The organism is Hanamia caeni, assembly GCF_003721595.1.
Taxonomy (GTDB): domain Bacteria; phylum Bacteroidota; class Bacteroidia; order Chitinophagales; family Chitinophagaceae; genus Ginsengibacter; species Ginsengibacter caeni.
The window spans coordinates 120,162-136,564 of the sequence record NZ_RJJR01000013.1 but is presented as its reverse complement, the minus strand read 5'-3'; the positions used below and the strand labels follow the sequence as shown (position 1 = coordinate 136,564).

Genomic DNA, 16,403 nt, shown 5'->3' with positions numbered 1-16,403 from the left:
AATTATTTTTTATTATTAAAAAGCCGGCAAATGCCGGCTTTTTAATAATTTATATCTTTTTATTTATCCTAAAGCTACTCTTTTAAATTCTATGACTTTCAGTTCGGGATCGACAGATTTCAGATAATCGGCAACAGATTTATTGCCATCCTTCACAAAAGCCTGTGCGAGCAAAGTACTTTCTTTAAAGAATTTATTGACTTTTCCGGCAGCAATTTTTTCAGCCATCTCAGCCGGCTTACCTTCTGCTTTTATCTGCTCAATGGCAATATTTCTTTCGCGCTCAATAGTTTCTGGAGCTACAGAATTTTGATCGATAGCAATTGGGTTCATTGCGGCAATCTGCATGGCTACGTCTTTTCCGGCATCTTCATTAGCCTTATTCAATCCTACTAAAACTCCCATGCGGTAGGAACCGTGGATGTAGGCTGCCACAAAGGGAGCTTTTATTTTTTCAAATCTTGATACGCTTATTTTTTCACCAATCTTAGCCACCTGCTCATTTACTTTGTCAGCTACCGTTTCTTCACCAATCTTTACTCCATTCAATTCTTCAATGGAATTTACATTATTTACAATGGCTGCGTCCATTATCGATTGTGCAAACGCGATGTATTCTGCATTTTTACTTACGAAATCAGTTTCACAGCTTACGTTGATGATGTAACCGGTTTTATTATCATCCGAAGTTTTTGCAATTATGACGCCTTCTTTCGCCTCGCGGTCACCGCGCAAAGCAGCTACTTTCTGCCCCTTCTTTCTTAAATAATCAATTGCTTCTTCAAAGTTGCCATTTGATTCTACCAATGCTTTACGGCAATCCATCATTCCGGCGCCGGTTTGCTGGCGTAATTTATTTATTTCTGATGCTGTTATAGTTGTTGTACTCATTTTTTCTAATATTAAAAGATAATTAAAAACAAGATTGAGAAATTACCAAATCCTGTTTCACTTTTTCACGTTCCGCTTATCGGTTATCTGCGCGCACCGCCGGGGCCACGGTTTCCCTGCCCGGCTCCGGAAACACGGCGTTTTTGTGGGCCTGCAGGACCACGACCCTTTCCACCAGCCGGAGAGGCATTGCCACGATGGCGTCCCTTTTCATCGTCATCGCCGTCGTCAAATTTGATATCCCGTGCATTATTTTCTTCTGCTTCTTCTGTTTCTTCCTCTTTTTCTGCTTGTCTTTCTGCCAATCCTTCGGCGATAGCTGCAACAATATAATTGGTGATAATTGCAATGGATTTTGTGGCATCATCATTTGAAGGAATAGAAAATTCCACTTTGTTCGGATCGCAGTTGGTATCCACCATACCAAAGGTTGTAATATTAAGCCTCTTTGCTTCGGAAAGAGCAATATGCTCGTGGCCAATATCTACCAGGAAAAGAGCAGCCGGAACACGACTAATCTGTGCAATTCCGCCTAAAACTTTTTCCATTTTATCTTTTTCGCGGGTAAGTGTCAGCCTTTCTTTTTTGGTAATGCTGTCGAGTGTTCCATCATTCAGCATTTTTTCGGTAGCCTGCATTTTTTTAACACTCTTGCGAACTGTGTTGAAATTGGTAAGCATTCCGCCCAACCAACGCTCTGTTACAAAAGGCATATTCACTCTTTTTGCTGCTTCGGTCACTATCTCCTTAGCTTGCTTTTTGGTAGCCACAAACATGATTTTCTTACCGCTTTTCGCGATAGATTTCATGGCTGCCGCTGCTTCCTCCAATCCTTCAACAGTCTTGTTAAGATCTATAATATGAATACCTTTTTTCTCAGCAAAAATGTAAGGCAACATTTTAGGGTTCCACTTCTTTTTTAAATGGCCAAAGTGAACGCCTGCTTCCAAAAGCTGTTGTTGTAAAGAAGTATTATTTTCCATTTATTTAAAAAATTTTAGCCCCTACGTCCCCGAAAAAGGACTTTGAAGCATTTTTGTTATTGATATTTTTTTATTCATTTGTCATTTCTAAAGCCCTTCCTTCGGGAGGGAGCGTGGGCTTTTATCTCTTACTAAACTGGAAGCTCTTTCTTGCTTTCTTCTTACCTGGCTTTTTCCGTTCTACTGCGCGTGAATCGCGGGTAAGTAGACCGGCGCTTTTTAAAGCTGGTTTATATTCAGGATTTACCTGCAAAAGTGCACGGGCAATTCCGAGCTTTACAGCTTCTGCCTGTCCTTTTACTCCACCGCCTGTAGCATTGATGGTTATATCAAACTTGTCAGCAGAATCAATTGTTTTCAATGGCGATTCCACCTGGTTTTGTAAATAAACAAGCGGAAAATAAGCTTTGTAATCTTTTCCGTTCACGGTAATATTACCGCTGCCTTTAGTGAGAAACACACGGGTCACTGCTTCTTTTCTTCGACCAACTGCGTTTTTTTGTTTTTCCATTTTTTATCATTTATCGCTAACCTGAATCAGCGGTGTGGAATTTAGAATTTTAATTGTTGAGGATTTTGAGCGGTATGGGGATGTTCAGCGCCGGCATATACAAATAACTTTTTGTACATTTTGCGGCCCAGCTTGTTTTTAGGCAACATCCCTTTGATAGCCCTTTCTATAATTACTTCAGGGCGGCGTTTCAATAAATCGCCTGCTATTTCTTCTTTCTTTCCGCCGGGGTAACCGCTAAAGTTGATATAGACTTTTTCATCCAGCTTTTTGCCCGTGAACCTTATCTTTTCACAATTAGTTACGATGACGTAATCGCCGCAATCTACATGCGGTGTGTAATAGGCTTTGTTCTTCCCACGAAGAACAGACGCAATTTTTGCGCACATGCGGCCTACGGTTTGATTAGTACCGTCAACAACGTACCAGTTACGCTGCACGGTAGCCTCGTTTGCATGTTTGGTGGTGAAATGTAATTTGCTCATTTTTGTTTTTTAATGATTCTTAAAGGTGTTAGGCTTCAAAAACCGGTTATTATTCCTGCCGCTATCCCGGCATTTTTTTAAGGATTGCGAAGGTAATGCGAAACCATATTCAAAATAGTAATTTAAGGGATTATTTTTAAGACACCTTCATAACGTATTGATTCTCTATAAAAAAATTACATTAAATTTTAAACAAGTGCTGCCGGAGACTAATTTGTGTAAAGAAAATGGCAAAAATCCGGGCCGGTAATTTTTACACGCAAAACGCTAGTAAACCAGCAAATAAGTAGAATTTTCGTTTTACGATTATCCTCATAAATTCCGAAAACATTTTCTGCTAACTTATTTTACTTTTATATTTGCCAAAAAATCAGAGATGGAAGAAACACAAACAGAGATAGAAGAAAATCCACCTGTCGGAAAATACTGGGTAATTTTTATTATAGCTGCGATAGTTCAAATCATATTTCTCATCTGGATTAGGGAATATTTCTGGATGATTCTTCCATGGTGGCTCACTGCTTTCAGTAAAGCTATGAGGCTTATCTGATACCCCCTATTGCAAAACTTCAGCGAGTTTATTATGTAATTCGCTGCCTCTTAATTCTGTAGCAATAATCTTTCCCTGCGGATCAATAAGTACATTATAAGGTATTGCCTCAATATGATATTTTGCTGCCGCCTCACTGTTCCAGAATTTAAGGTCGCTTATTTGTTTCCAGTCTAACTTATCATCCTGTATCGCTTTTAACCATGCTTTCTTATCCTGGTCGAGCGATACACCTAAAATTGTAAAGTTCTTATCCTTGAATTGATTGTAGTTTGATACTACATTTGGATTTTCCTGCCTGCAAGGGCCGCACCAACTGGCCCAGAAATCAATCAATACATACTTGCCTCTTAAGGAACTCAATGAAAAAGGTTTGCCGTTTTCATCAGGCATGGTAAGGTCGGGGGCCATCTTTCCCGGAGCAATATCGCCATTTTGCGTTTGGGTATTTTGAGAAGCAATATATTGATCAAGCTGCTGGACCATCGCCGTAACTGAAGAATTTTTTGGATATTTTGCGCTCAGGTGATTCAATACATTTTTTATCGTATCTAAGCTCACATCCTGGGTATAACCAATTGCAAAAAGAGAATTGATCGGATTGGAAGTAGTATCAATAAATTTAACCAGGTAATTGTTATACCACTCGTTACTCGCTGCAAAGGCGCTGTTGGCAATCAATGCCATTGAATCATTGCCTTGCTGCTGGTAATCTTTGCGTTGTTGATCTTCTCTAAGCAGATTGGTGTGGATAGAATCCAGCCGCATAATAAAAGCGGTAAGCGTAGCATTCGCGGGTGTGTTAAATTTGGAAGTATTTAAAACACTATCCCCTGCATCCGCAGAAAAGTCAATATTGTCTTTATCATTTATAAATAAATACCCGGCATTCTTTTCAAAACGAAGCCTGTAAAGTCCTTCTTCCGAAGCTTTGGCTTGTACGGTAAATCTGCCGTTCTGCACTTCAGCTGTATCAAGCACCTGGGGCGGCCTCTGGTCAAAATATAATTGTTCAAGAAAAACCTTTTGATCCTGCGCGTTTTTTAAAACGCCATTTACTGTAAATAAGCCGTTTGTATGCGAAGAGGTGCAGGCAAATAAAAAAAGCACCCCTAAAAATAACATGGTCTTTTTCATTATAATTAGTTAAATTATTCCAGAATTTATTGATTTAGTTTTTGATTAAGTAGCTCTATAACTGCTTTCATATCTGCTTTTCCTCTGCTTTTCTTTTTTACTTCTCCCGCAAACAAGCCGGTGAGATTTTTTTTCCCTTTTTTATACTCCAAAACCTTATCCGGCATTGAAGATAATACATCATCTATCCACTGTTGTAATGTATCACCATTCTTTTCCTGCAAAAGATTTAATTCTTTAGCTACGGTAAATGGTTCTTTTTCACCAGAATTTAATAACACAGGAAAAATCCTTGAGCAGGCGATTCCAAAGCTTACTCTTCCTTCTTCTACAAGATCAACAAGGGCTGCCATTGATTCAGAAGAGATGGGGAAAGTTTCAATTTCCGAATTGTTTTCATTCAAGAAGGATTTTACCGGCCCTATAATCCAGTTTGAAACTGCTTTATAATTCTTTGTATGCCCGATAATTCTGTCAAACCATGCAGCCATATTTTTATCTGCAGAAATAATTTTAGCAGCTTCAGTGGATAAAGAATATTCCCTGATTAATCTTTTTTCAAGGGCCAAAGGCAACTCAGGCATCGATTCCCTTATTGATAAAATTTGCTCTTCTGAAATTTGAAATGGTGCCAAATCAGGTTCAGGAAAATAGCGATAATCATTTGCTTCTTCTTTGGTTCTGAGAGAAAAAGTAGTTCCCTGGCTGGCATCAAAGCTTCTGGTTTCCTGCACCACCGGCTTTCCGCTTTCCAATAAATCTATAAGCCTTTTTATTTCGAAATCAATTGCCTTTTTGACATTCCTTATAGAATTTAAATTTTTTACTTCTACCTTGGTTCCGAGTTCAGTGTCTCCTTTCAGCCTCACTGAAACATTCGCATCGCAGCGCATACTTCCTTCTTCCATGTTGCCATCACAAATATCCAAATGACGAACCATTTTCCTGATTTCTGTAACATAAGCAAAAGCCTCTTCTGAAGAGTGAAGATCAGGCTCAGAAACAATTTCAAGAAGTGGAACTCCTGCGCGGTTCAGGTCAATACAGGTAAAATTTTCATCCACATCATGAATACTTTTTCCGGCGTCTTCTTCCAAATGAATTCTGTTCAAAATAATTTTTCTTTCTTTTTCCCCGATAGAAATTGTAACGTTTCCATTTTTGCAAATGGGAGTGGTGTGTTGCGAAACCTGGTAGCCTTTGGGCAGGTCGGGATAAAAATAATTTTTTCTTGCAAAATAATTATCACGAACAATGTCACTGTTAAAAGCCAGTCCTAATTTGATTGCCAGCTCAACCGCCTTTTCATTCATCTTTGGCAAAGTACCGGGATGAGCAAGAGATATAGCGCTGACATTTGTATTTGGAGGATTTCCGAATTCGGCGCTATCACCACAAAACAATTTACTTTTCGTAAGCAATTGTGTATGCACTTCAAGCCCGATAACGGCTTCATATTTATCAGTTTCCGGCATGGACGCGAAGGTAAGAAAAGAGAATTCCACTTTTATGGAATGAAAACTTAAATATCAGGAACACGTAAAACTATGTTCGCTAAGTGAAAATGAAATTACAGGAACTTAAGCCAATTCATTTTTTAAAGAGGAAATATTTAACATCAAAAACAATCGTAATTTAAGAAAACTGTTCTTATTTAGCACAGGCTGAACATGAGCAAAATTTGAGAAAATAAAAAAGAGTAAAAGGTTCCCTCAAAATTTGTTCCAAAACAACATATCGTTACATTTGCCAATAAAAGTTCTATTCATAAAAAGAAAAAAGATCCATGTCGTTAAGCCAGCGCTTACAGCAAAAATTATTACAAAAATTATCTCCTCAGCAAATTCAGTTAATGAAGCTGTTGCAGGTGCCTACTGCTCATCTTGAGGAAAGAATAAAGGAAGAATTGGAAGAAAATCCAGCGCTTGATTCTGTGGAAGAAGGTTACATTGAACCAACAGAAGGCTCTGAAGATTTTGAGGCAACCGATGAATATGAAAATGATGGAAGTGAAAATGATTATGAAAATATAGACATAAGTGAATATGTAAACGATGGAGATGATGAACCCGGTGATTACAAATACCGCGACGATAATTATGGCGATCCGGACGATCAAAAAGTGATTCCACATAAGGTGGAAACTTCATTTTATGATACGTTGAAAACCCAATTGCTCATGCTGAACCTTTCTCCGGAAGAGAAAAAAATCGCTGAGCAAATTATCGGCAGCATTGATGATGACGGATATCTTAGAAGAGAAGTAACTTCTATTTGTGATGACCTTGCCTTTCGTCAAAACATTAATACCACTGAAAAAGAAATTGAAAGACTGATAGCGCTTATTCAACAGTTTGACCCTCCGGGAGTAGGCGCAAGAGATTTACAGGAGTGTCTTTTGCTTCAATTAAGAAGAAAGGAGAACGATGGTTTGCCGGTAAACACTGCGATAGAAATTATAGAAAAATACTTTGATGAATTTACAAAAAAACATTACGAAAAAATTCAGAAAAGCCTTAACCTGAGTGAAGAAGAAATCAAAGATGTGATTAACCAGATTATTAAACTGAATCCAAAACCCGGCGGCGAGGTTGGAGAAAGTAATAAGCTGCAGAGCTATGTGATTCCCGACTTTTTTGTAGTAAATAATAACGGCAAACTGGAAGTGACCCTTAACTCTAAAAATGCGCCGGATTTGAGAATTAGCGAGGGATACCGCGACATGTTGAAGGATTATGACCGCGGCAATAAAAAAGATAAAAGGCAAAAAGAAGCCGTGTTGTTTATCAAACAAAAAATTGATTCTGCAAAATGGTTTATTGATGCCATAAAGCAAAGGCAACATACTTTGCTAAGCACCATGCAAACCATTGTAGATTATCAAAAACAATTTTTCTTAACCGGCGAAGATATTGATCTGAAGCCGATGATTTTGAAAGATATCGCTGAAAGAACCATGCTTGATATTTCGACAGTGAGCAGGGTGGCCAACAGTAAATTTGTTCAAACTGAATTTGGCACTTATCGTCTTAAATTTTTCTTCAGCGAAAGCCTTGTGACTGATAGCGGGGAAGAGGTGAGCACCCGCGAAGTGAAAAAAATATTAAGTGACCTAATCGAAGAAGAAAATAAACAAAAGCCTTTGAGCGACGAAAAATTAACCGAGCAGTTGCAGGAAAAAGGCTACAACATAGCGCGGCGAACAGTTGCCAAATACCGCGAGCAATTGAATATTCCCGTGGCGCGCTTAAGAAAAGAACTCTAAAATGATTCAAAGTTTTTCTCCACAGAATAAAATTTTTGACAGGGTTGAGGAAACTCCACTCCATTTTCCCTGGATTGTAAGATTCATTGCGCAGGTGGTTTCTGTTGTTTTCCATCCGCTGTTTATACCGGCCATTGGCGCATGGTTTTTGGCCTTTGTACAGCCCGGCTATTTCACGGGAATTTCTCCCCATGAAAAAACAATGATTGTAATTCGTGTGGCTTACAACACCATATTTTTCCCGGCGCTTGTAGTTGTATTATTAAAAGCCCTAGGCTTTAGCAAAAGCATTTTATTAAAAACACAGAAGGAGCGCATAGTACCGTACATAGCCACTAACATTTTTTATTTCTGGATATTCCTTGTCTTTAGAAATCAGCCGGAAGTGCCGGTTATCCTTACCAGTTTTGTATTTGGCGCATTCCTGGCTTCATCAGCCGCTTTGATAGCGAATATTTATTATAAAATCAGTATGCATGCCCTTGGAGTGGGAGCATTGTGTGGCTTAATTTTTATCGTAATTTTCTCTGGTTTCACGTATTCCGTTTTTCTGACCACCATGCTGATATTTCTGATTACCGGGATCGTTTGCACCTCGCGGCTTATCGTGAGCGACCATAAACCTTTTGATATTTACTCAGGGATTTTGATTTCTGTGATATGCCAGTTGATAGCCTTCGCCTTTATTGGGTAAAATGCACAGCTACAGTAAATAAGCAAATAATACGATTTTTCGTTTACGCATCACCGTTACTCAACAGTAAGTGAAAACGTAATCATCCTTGAATTGATTTTATCAATCACATTTGAATATTTGAGGCTGGCATCGCGGGCATGAAGATTGGTCAGCCCTGTGCTGTATTTAATTTCAGGCGATAAAACAAAGTAGGGAAAATATATATGAAACCCAAGTCCTATTTCAGCGCTGAGGTCAGACCGGTTGAGCTTGACCTGGTCTTCAGCCCTGGCTGCGCCTGCGTTACTTGCAAGATCATAATCAAATTTTGCGCCTGCCAGCGTATACACTTTAAAGTTGCCAATCCGGTCGCTGCTAAAAGCAATATTAAAAGGAAAACTCAAAGTAATAGATTGTACTTTTTTGGTTACTGAAGAATCCGGCTCATATTTTTGAGAATACAAAAATGCTTTTTCAGAAAAAGTAAGATCCAGGGGATGAACGCGTAAATCGAAATGATTGCTCATTCTGATATTTACAAGCCAGGCAAGATTAATCCCGGGATTATTGATGCTTTCCACGTCGAGGATTGAATCATACTGTACAAACCTGGGATGGTGGGTAAAATTAAAGTGCGATTTATTATACCCTATATTGATCCCAAAATGATAAGGCCTGTTATCATGATCTTCCTGGTTTAGCACATGCTCCTGGGCCAAAGCCGAAACCGTGCCAAGCAGAATCGAAACAATTACCAAAACTATTTTTCTGCGCAATAAATGGTGCATATTCCTAATGTCAATGTTTTGTAAAAAGAGTTTCGATAGTTTAATTGATTTAAAATGTTTGTAAAGGAATTTTTTTCAGGAAACGATAACACTGAATCATTTAAATATTGATAGGCCTCGTCGTTTTTTGCAATTAATTTTCCAATTTTGGGAGTGACGGTTTTCATGTAAAAATTGTAAAGCTGCTTTATCACAGGCGCATGAGGCTTCGTACATTCCAGGACGATTAATTTTCCGCCGGGTTTCAACACCCGTTTTATTTCAGATAAACCCTGTTCAAGATTTTCAAAATTCCTTACCCCGAAAGCCACAGTAACCGCATCAAACGTATCATCATCATAAAAAATTGCCTCACTGTCGCCATTCAGCAGCTCAACCTGTTTTTGCAGGCCTGCATCTTTAATTTTTTTTCTCCCGATTTCAAGCATTGCTTTACTGATATCAATACCAACAATTTTTTTAGGTTTCAAAATTTCATAACACGTCAAAGCGAAATCGCCGGTACCGGTTGCCACATCTAAAATGATTTTTGGCTGCGAAGGAATTAAAAGTTTTATGGCTTTTTTTCTCCATCCTACATCAATTCCCACGCTTAAAAAACGATTCAAAAAATCGTACCGAAAAGCAATTTCATCAAACATGTTTTCTACTTGTTTCTTTTTGCTTTCGTTCGAATTTTTAAAAGGAACTATAGTATCGTGGGGATAAACATTCATTGCACCAAAGATAGTTTTTTGAAATAATAACTTTTACTGTTAACCATTCTTTCACTTTTATTTTTGAAATGGTCTTTCGCATTCAGCCTTAGGCATTCAACATTGAGCTTTAACGTAAATTGCATCATGCACATTAAGAAAGCGCAATATCTCATAAGCAGCCCTTCTTACGAAAAATGTCCCACTCCGGATCGACCCGAATATGCCTTTATCGGACGAAGTAATGTAGGAAAATCTTCCCTCCTAAATATGCTTACCAACAATGAAAAGTTAGCCAAAACTTCCAATTCACCCGGCAAAACCCAAATGATCAATCATTTTGAAATCATCAGTGTTGACAAGCCTGGAGACGCGAAAGAAACAAAATGGTTTTTGGTTGACCTTCCGGGTTATGGATTTGCAAAGGTTTCACTAAGAAGCAGGCGAAAATGGGAACAAATGATTGAAAATTATTTGAAAAAAAGGGAAAACCTCATACAGGTATTTGTGCTCATTGATGCCAGGCATACGCCACAAAAGCTGGATCTGGACTTCATAAAAAATATAGAACTGTGGCAGGTTCCCTATTCACTGATTTTTACAAAAGCTGATAAAGAAAAGCAGGCTGTAGTAAGCAAAAATGTAAAATCGTTTCTTGAACGCCTCAGAGAAACGCAACAGTTTTTACCGCAGCATTTTGTTTCCAGCTCAGTAAAAAAAACGGGCAGAGAAAAGGTTCTGAAATTGATAGAAGAGATGAATGAAGATTATTCTTCACATCCATAGATTACAGTAAACGGAGAAATAGTTGCATTTTTTATTTTGCCGCACAAAACAAAAAGGCTGCTTTGCAGCAACCTTTTTTCATTCAACCTTTCACCTTCTAATTCGAAGCTTGTTGGCGCCTTTGCGGGCGAAGACTTTCTTCTACTTCACTTTTAAATTTTGTATACTGGTCATCCGTAAAGATTGTTTTCAGTTTGGCATCCCTGTCGTCAGTCAATTTTTGAAATTGAGACCGGTCAGGACGCTCGCCCGATGATCTGGCATCCTGGAACATTTTCATCTGGGCATTATAGTAATCCGTAAAAGCGCTGTCGGTTTGAGCCTGCTGCGTGGCATTAAGATTTAATGCAGGCGTAATTTTATCCATCGCATCTTTTACTCTTTCAGGTACGGTGCGTCGTTGCATTCCCTGGGCATAAATGCCTGTGGCCGCTATTAAAAATAAAGCAAGCAACATAGTGATCTTTGTTTTCATTTTTTTAATTTTTGTTTATATTTTTTTTGAAAAAGCCTCAATGTGTTAACCCGGTTTTTTTCTGGATTCCCCCGGCCGTCCTACCATACGCCCGATTACTTTCTGCATAACGGAATCAAACTTTGCTGTTTGATCAGGCGTACAAATTTTTCGTACATTTTTAAAATATAAAAACATTTGTGTGTCAAGATTCTTTTGCTTTTGGGCAATAGAATCAGCATCTGCGGCAACAACAGAATCGGGCACCTGGCCGGAAGTAATCAGTGCGTAAAAAGTTCTTTTTGACTCCCTTACCTGGTTAAACAATGGCCTTACATTTTTCATCTGTTCTTCTCTTAGAAGCTTGTATTGATTCAATTGTTCCTGCGAAAAACCAACCTCATTTTGCAAGCTTTTATACATACCGTTCATATCATGATTCCTGAACCTTTTATCTGCAGGCTTAGCAAGCACCAGGAAAAATATCAACATGGCGATATTTGTAATTAAGAGAAAGATTATAATCGTTACAAGCGATTTGGTCTTCGTGTTACTATTCATTACGGTGTAGCATTTACATATTCATACAAAGGCGCAGACACTGAATTATATTCATCCGCAGCCGATATTTCATTGTTCTGTTGCAAAGCCGGATTGTTTAACGAAGAAGATGTCAGAATTACCGCCACATTGATAACGAGAATAAAACAAATACCTGCAAAAAGTATTGCCGGCCTTAAAACAAAAGAAGAAATGATTTCCCATTTGCTTTTTTCACGCTGCATACGCGCTTCAAGGCGGGTAAAGAAAAAAGTACGTGGAGTTGCTTTTGCAATGCCTTCAAGACTCTGCAATGCCTCATCTATTTTCTTATTTAAATGCTGATCCATTTGTTTGAAATAATGTTTGTAAATGATTCTGTTTTTTAGACGCTCTTTAGAAAAAAAACCTTCTGCACTTTTTTATGAAATTTTGCTACTCATCTGACCCTATAAAAGCATCTTTTAAAAGAACCTGTAAATTTTTTTTTGCTCTTTGTAACAGAGAGTCAACAGCCGATTCACTCGAATCCATCACCTCGCTTATTTCGTGATAGCTCAATTCTTCAATCTTATTCAACACAAATGCCGTTTTCTGATTCGGCGGCAATTTATCTATAGCCTTGAAAAGCGCTATCGATATTTCCTTATTTTCCGTTTTAATACCCGGATGAACAAAATCCGGAGGCTCTATTGCCAGGTTATTGTCGTTACTATAAAGTCCCTGGATAAAAGCAAATCTTTTTTTTCTTTTTTTCTTCCTTAAATGATCCAAACATTTTGAAACAGTGATCCTGTAAATCCAGGTAGAAAGTTTGGATTGGCCCTTGAAGGAATAAATCGATTGATACACTTTAATAAATACTTCCTGCGAAATATCTTCAGCATCTTCCTCATTTTGCAAAAACCCGATTGAAGTGTTATACACCATATCCTGCCAGGTTTCCACCATTTCCTTAAACGCTTGCCTGTCTTTTAATTTCAGCAGAGCTACCAATTCACTTTCATTCAAAGCAAAAATATTTTTATCTAAAGTTGCGGGCCTCCGGAGGGCGGTGGCGGTGGCGGTCCACCAAAACCTCCAAATCCACGAAATTCTCTACGCCTGTTATCATTACTCTCCTGCGGCTTCCCTTTTCCAAAGGTCTTTAATTTGTAAGTAAATGTCAGCATAAAATACTGGCGCAAAACCCGGTTTGTCTGGTCCTGCACATAAGATTCGGTGACATCCCTTGTAATACTTTTATTTTGATTTAAAAGATCAAATACTGATAATTTCAATTCACCGTCCTGGTTCTTCAAAAATTTCTGCCCGATAGCTATATTCCACAACCAATAATTTTGATTGAATCCATCAGTTAATCCTTTATACGATTCGTTTGAAATGGCATTATTTAAAAACAATCCTTTCTTAGTCAGAAAGTTGGTATTGATGCCGATGGATTGCGTAAAATAATTATTATTCAAATCAGGCTGAATAGAATTTTTAACCGTGTTGATATTTGCGGCGTAAGACAAATCAAAATCGATATACTCATTAATATTGCTTGATATAACGGCTCCCAAATTGTAATTATAAGCGTCCGAAATGTTCTCAACATTGTTTATCAAACCCGGCTGCCTGGCATAACTTAATCCCGCGTTGAGATTCATATTTGACTTTATAAATTTCAACGGCATTCCAAAAGTAAAAAATGACCGGGCGTTAATGTACCCATTCATGTTTACAGGTTTGGAAAGTTGAGAACCTTTAAAAAGTGTAACGGTATTAGTTAACATGGAATCTTTGGAGGTGGTATAAGTGGCATTGGTTACATAATTATTAATGTTTTGAAAAAACAGGTTTGCAAAAAAGCTCTGACCCTTGCCGCTGTTGGTATAAGTATACCTTGTGATAAGGTTATTGGTGTATTGTTGTTGCAAATCCGGATTCCCTGTTGTGTAAAAAAACTGGTTAGAGTTATTAATTACATTTTGCAATTGCCTTACGGATGGAGGGCTCACAGATCCACGATAAATGACCCTCAGCGTACTCCTCGGAGAAAGCTTAAATCTTGAAAAGGCATTTGCTAAAAAATTGCTGTAAGAATTATCGATAAAGGAAACCTGTGGAAACTCCTGGCTGCTTTTTAATTCACTGTATTGATAAGAAACGCCCGCCGCAATCATATTATTCCTGTCGCCGTGCCGGATAGTGATTCCGGCATTTTGTGTATTATATGTATTGTCAAACTTGTTACTTAAGCTGGTATCCCGCAATGAATATTTGTCATTCGTATTGTCGAAGTTAAAAGTCTCCTGGTCTGCTTTGCTTTTTTGAAAGGAAGGCTCGTAATTCAACTGCAATTGCGTTTTAGTCGAAAGAGGTTCGGTATAAACCAGGTTAAACCTGTATTGATTCGTGTAATTATTTTGATTAGAAAATTGCTTTACTGTATCCTGCTTCACAATTGACTTATAATAGCTATTGTCAGCATTCAAATAATTCTGACCATCCCTGTTATTGTATGATTGAAAAATCCCCAGAGAAATGCTTCTTCCTCTTTTAGCAAATGCATGCCTGAAAAGTAACATATTACTGTTGCTGCTTCCGGTACTGTTACTATTGATATCATTTTCCGTTTTACTTAAGATATTTTGCTTTTCCTCATCAAAATAATTGGTGCCGCCGACAAGGTTTGTAGAATTGTTTTTCTGGAAATTAAGATTAGAAGTAGCAATAATTGTATTGTTTGAATCAATACGATAAGTTAGCCTGAAGTTGACGCGGTTGTTATAATTGATGTTATTGGAAATGGTATTCTCGTCATAATATTGAGATGAATCGCTGGTGATAAAATTTTGCCGGCTAATGGTTTGGTTATTATTGGTATTACTGTTATTAAAAAAATAACTTCCTGATACATCTATCTTTTTTCCCCATGCATCACTGTAATTCACGCCAAACGCATTGGTTTTGGCAATGCCACTCTGCGGGCCAACCGTAAAATTTGAAGAACCACCCCTGAAATTACCGCCACCACCGCCACCGCGCCTTCCGCCGCCGCCGCGGTTACCACTTGTAACACCGAGCAAATCGTCTGACGAAAAATTCTGCTGGTTTACATTGTTTACCAATCCTACAAGCGATATCCTTCGCGCGTTATTAAAAAAACTAACATTCCCTCCCCCGCTATATCTGTCATCTGTTCCGTAACCCGCGTAAATCCTTCCAAAATTGCCGGTGCGCATATCTTTTTTGGTTACAATATTTATAGACTTGGTAGTATTTCCATCATCAAAGCCTGTAAGTTGCGCCTGGTCGCTTAGCTTATCGAACACTTGTATTTTATCCACCACATCTGCGGGGAGATTTCTTAGAGTGGCAGTGGCATCATCTCCAAAAAAATCTCTTCCATCTACGGTAACTTTTTTTACGGATTCGCCCTGTGCAGTCACTGCCCCGGTTTGCCTGTCAACAGTTACTCCCGGCATTTTCTTTATCAGGTCTTCACCGGTAGCATCGGGGTTCACCTTATATTGACTTGCGGTATACTCAAGTGTATCGCCATTTTGCTTAACAGGAGGTGTGTTATTAATAACAACTGTTGAAAGCGTTTCAGCGCTCTTCGAAATAAAAATATTTCCAAGGTCTACATTTTGCCCGATAACACTCACCTGCTTTTTTATTTCACCATATCCGATAGAAGTAATGGAGAGGGTATAACTTCCATTGGCCACGTTATTAAAAACAAAAGTGCCCTGCGAATTACTTACAGAAAACAAAGGCAATTTTGTTGAATCAATTCCTGATAGTTTCACGGTCGCATTGGCTACTGCGTTGTTTGAAGCGGCATCTTCAATTTTTCCCGATACAGATTGCGCCTGAACTGCTGAAGAAATAATGAATGCCACAACCACGGTAGTAAATAATTTGTTCATAAAAATAATTAAGTAGATATAGGACGCCGCAAACTGTAGAATCCAGCGTACCACTCATCATTTTATACAACCAGTCACTTTTATCTTTTGTTAACTGAAACTAAAAATCATTTCAATTATCTTGCACTCCCAAAAAATAAATTGAATAGCATGGAGTATAAAAAACTGGTTTCGGTTACAGGTATGCCTGGCTTGTTTGAATTGTTATCTTCAAAATCTGATGGCGCGGTTTTGCGCTCACTCGAAGACAACAGCACCAAATTTGTAAGCACACGCCAACACAATTTTTCTCATCTTGAAAGCATTGAAGTCTACACCATTAAAGACAATACCAACCTTGCTGAAATTTTTTCAGCAATGAAAGAAAATAAGGAAGAAGTGCCTGAAGCAAATGCAGATGGCAAGACTTTAAAAGCTTATTTCGAAAAAGTGTATCCTGATTTGGATTTTGACAGGGTGTATGCCAGCGATATGAAAAAAATGGTAAAATGGTTTGGAATTATTGAAAAAAATAAAATTGATTTTAAAGCAAAGGATGAGGAGGAAAAAGAATCTGCCGCCGATGCAAAACCCCATAAACCAGTTCATGCTGAAAATGCAAACGTAAAAAACGTAAAGCCTCAGCAGGCAAATCCGCGCAAAATTGAAAGCAGGGGTGTAAAGTAATTGTTCCGCAACATCGCGATGAATGAACGGTAAAATAAAATCAAACTTATTTATTG

General features: G+C 38.3%; 18 protein-coding genes. 5 read left to right on the top strand and 13 right to left on the bottom strand.

The annotated features are described in order from the left end of the window. Positions 1–63: 63 nt before the first annotated feature. The 4 genes from tsf to rplM form a co-directional block, all read right to left on the bottom strand. Positions 64–891 carry a translation elongation factor Ts gene (gene tsf / locus EFY79_RS15440; protein WP_123121622.1) on the bottom strand — a complete coding sequence of 276 codons (828 nt, stop codon included), beginning with the start codon at positions 889–891 and terminating at the stop codon, positions 64–66. An 83-nt stretch (positions 892–974) separates the two neighbouring features. Next, on the bottom strand, positions 975–1,874 hold the full coding sequence (gene rpsB, locus EFY79_RS15435) for a 30S ribosomal protein S2 (protein WP_123121621.1): 900 nt from the start codon (positions 1,872–1,874) through the stop codon (positions 975–977). Positions 1,875–1,995: 121 nt separating this feature from the next. Beyond that, on the bottom strand, positions 1,996–2,385 hold the full coding sequence (gene rpsI, locus EFY79_RS15430; protein WP_123121620.1) for a 30S ribosomal protein S9: 390 nt from the start codon (positions 2,383–2,385) through the stop codon (positions 1,996–1,998). A 41-nt stretch (positions 2,386–2,426) separates the two neighbouring features. Beyond that, positions 2,427–2,870, bottom strand: a complete 444-nt coding sequence (gene rplM / locus EFY79_RS15425; protein WP_123121619.1) for a 50S ribosomal protein L13 — start codon at positions 2,868–2,870, stop codon at positions 2,427–2,429. Positions 2,871–3,246: 376 nt separating this feature from the next. On the opposite strand from rplM, the gene EFY79_RS21460 reads away from it, so the two are divergent. Continuing rightward, a complete protein-coding gene (locus tag EFY79_RS21460; RefSeq protein WP_158605226.1) occupies positions 3,247–3,420 on the top strand; it encodes a hypothetical protein in 174 nt (57 codons plus the stop codon). A 6-nt stretch (positions 3,421–3,426) separates the two neighbouring features. On the opposite strand, the gene EFY79_RS15420 is transcribed toward EFY79_RS21460, so the two are convergent. Both EFY79_RS15420 and gatB read right to left on the bottom strand, forming a co-directional pair. Beyond that, positions 3,427–4,557 carry a TlpA disulfide reductase family protein gene (locus EFY79_RS15420; protein ID WP_123121618.1) on the bottom strand — a complete coding sequence of 377 codons (1,131 nt, stop codon included), beginning with the start codon at positions 4,555–4,557 and terminating at the stop codon, positions 3,427–3,429. Between the two features lie 26 nt (positions 4,558–4,583). Then, positions 4,584–6,062, bottom strand: coding sequence for an Asp-tRNA(Asn)/Glu-tRNA(Gln) amidotransferase subunit GatB (gene gatB, locus EFY79_RS15415; protein WP_233578032.1), 1,479 nt, complete (start codon positions 6,060–6,062; stop codon positions 4,584–4,586). 281 nt (positions 6,063–6,343) lie between these two features. Here gatB and rpoN point away from each other — a divergent pair, with 281 nt between their 5' ends. Both rpoN and EFY79_RS15405 read left to right on the top strand, forming a co-directional pair. Beyond that, the gene (rpoN, locus tag EFY79_RS15410; RefSeq protein WP_123121616.1) at positions 6,344–7,822 is read left to right on the top strand and encodes an RNA polymerase factor sigma-54; all 1,479 of its coding nucleotides are present in this window, start codon (positions 6,344–6,346) and stop codon (positions 7,820–7,822) included. A 1-nt stretch (position 7,823) separates the two neighbouring features. Further along, on the top strand, positions 7,824–8,516 hold the full coding sequence (locus EFY79_RS15405) for a hypothetical protein (RefSeq protein WP_123121615.1): 693 nt from the start codon (positions 7,824–7,826) through the stop codon (positions 8,514–8,516). Between the two features lie 56 nt (positions 8,517–8,572). Here the strand turns inward: EFY79_RS15405 and porT are convergent, their stop codons facing one another. Next, complete coding sequence (porT, locus tag EFY79_RS15400; RefSeq protein WP_123121614.1) at positions 8,573–9,286, bottom strand: type IX secretion/gliding motility protein PorT/SprT; 714 nt, start codon at positions 9,284–9,286, stop codon at positions 8,573–8,575. After that, positions 9,259–10,002: a bifunctional demethylmenaquinone methyltransferase/2-methoxy-6-polyprenyl-1,4-benzoquinol methylase UbiE gene (ubiE, locus tag EFY79_RS15395; RefSeq protein ID WP_123121613.1), complete on the bottom strand. Its 744-nt coding sequence runs from the start codon at positions 10,000–10,002 to the stop codon at positions 9,259–9,261. The genes porT and ubiE overlap by 28 nt, the downstream gene beginning before the upstream one ends. A 126-nt stretch (positions 10,003–10,128) precedes the next feature. Here ubiE and yihA point away from each other — a divergent pair, with 126 nt between their 5' ends. Continuing rightward, on the top strand, positions 10,129–10,767 hold the full coding sequence (gene yihA, locus EFY79_RS15390; protein WP_123121612.1) for a ribosome biogenesis GTP-binding protein YihA/YsxC: 639 nt from the start codon (positions 10,129–10,131) through the stop codon (positions 10,765–10,767). Positions 10,768–10,864: 97 nt separating this feature from the next. Here the strand turns inward: yihA and EFY79_RS15385 are convergent, their stop codons facing one another. The 5 genes from EFY79_RS15385 to EFY79_RS15365 all read right to left on the bottom strand — a co-directional run bounded on the left by EFY79_RS15385 (position 10,865) and on the right by EFY79_RS15365 (position 15,681). After that, on the bottom strand, positions 10,865–11,242 hold the full coding sequence (locus tag EFY79_RS15385; RefSeq protein ID WP_123121611.1) for a hypothetical protein: 378 nt from the start codon (positions 11,240–11,242) through the stop codon (positions 10,865–10,867). A gap of 45 nt (positions 11,243–11,287) precedes the next feature. Further along, positions 11,288–11,782, bottom strand: a complete 495-nt coding sequence (locus EFY79_RS15380; protein ID WP_123121610.1) for a Spy/CpxP family protein refolding chaperone — start codon at positions 11,780–11,782, stop codon at positions 11,288–11,290. Then, complete coding sequence (locus EFY79_RS15375) at positions 11,782–12,111, bottom strand: hypothetical protein (protein ID WP_123121609.1); 330 nt, start codon at positions 12,109–12,111, stop codon at positions 11,782–11,784. Before EFY79_RS15375 ends, EFY79_RS15380 begins: the two co-directional genes overlap by 1 nt. Before the next feature lie 85 nt (positions 12,112–12,196). After that, the gene (locus EFY79_RS15370; protein WP_123121608.1) at positions 12,197–12,772 is read right to left on the bottom strand and encodes an RNA polymerase sigma factor; all 576 of its coding nucleotides are present in this window, start codon (positions 12,770–12,772) and stop codon (positions 12,197–12,199) included. Positions 12,773–12,789: 17 nt separating this feature from the next. Beyond that, positions 12,790–15,681, bottom strand: a complete 2,892-nt coding sequence (locus EFY79_RS15365) for an outer membrane beta-barrel protein (protein ID WP_123121607.1) — start codon at positions 15,679–15,681, stop codon at positions 12,790–12,792. A gap of 150 nt (positions 15,682–15,831) precedes the next feature. Between EFY79_RS15365 and EFY79_RS15360 the strand changes: the two genes are divergently transcribed. Further along, on the top strand, positions 15,832–16,347 hold the full coding sequence (locus tag EFY79_RS15360) for a DUF5606 family protein (RefSeq protein ID WP_148041935.1): 516 nt from the start codon (positions 15,832–15,834) through the stop codon (positions 16,345–16,347). Positions 16,348–16,403 lie beyond the last annotated feature (56 nt).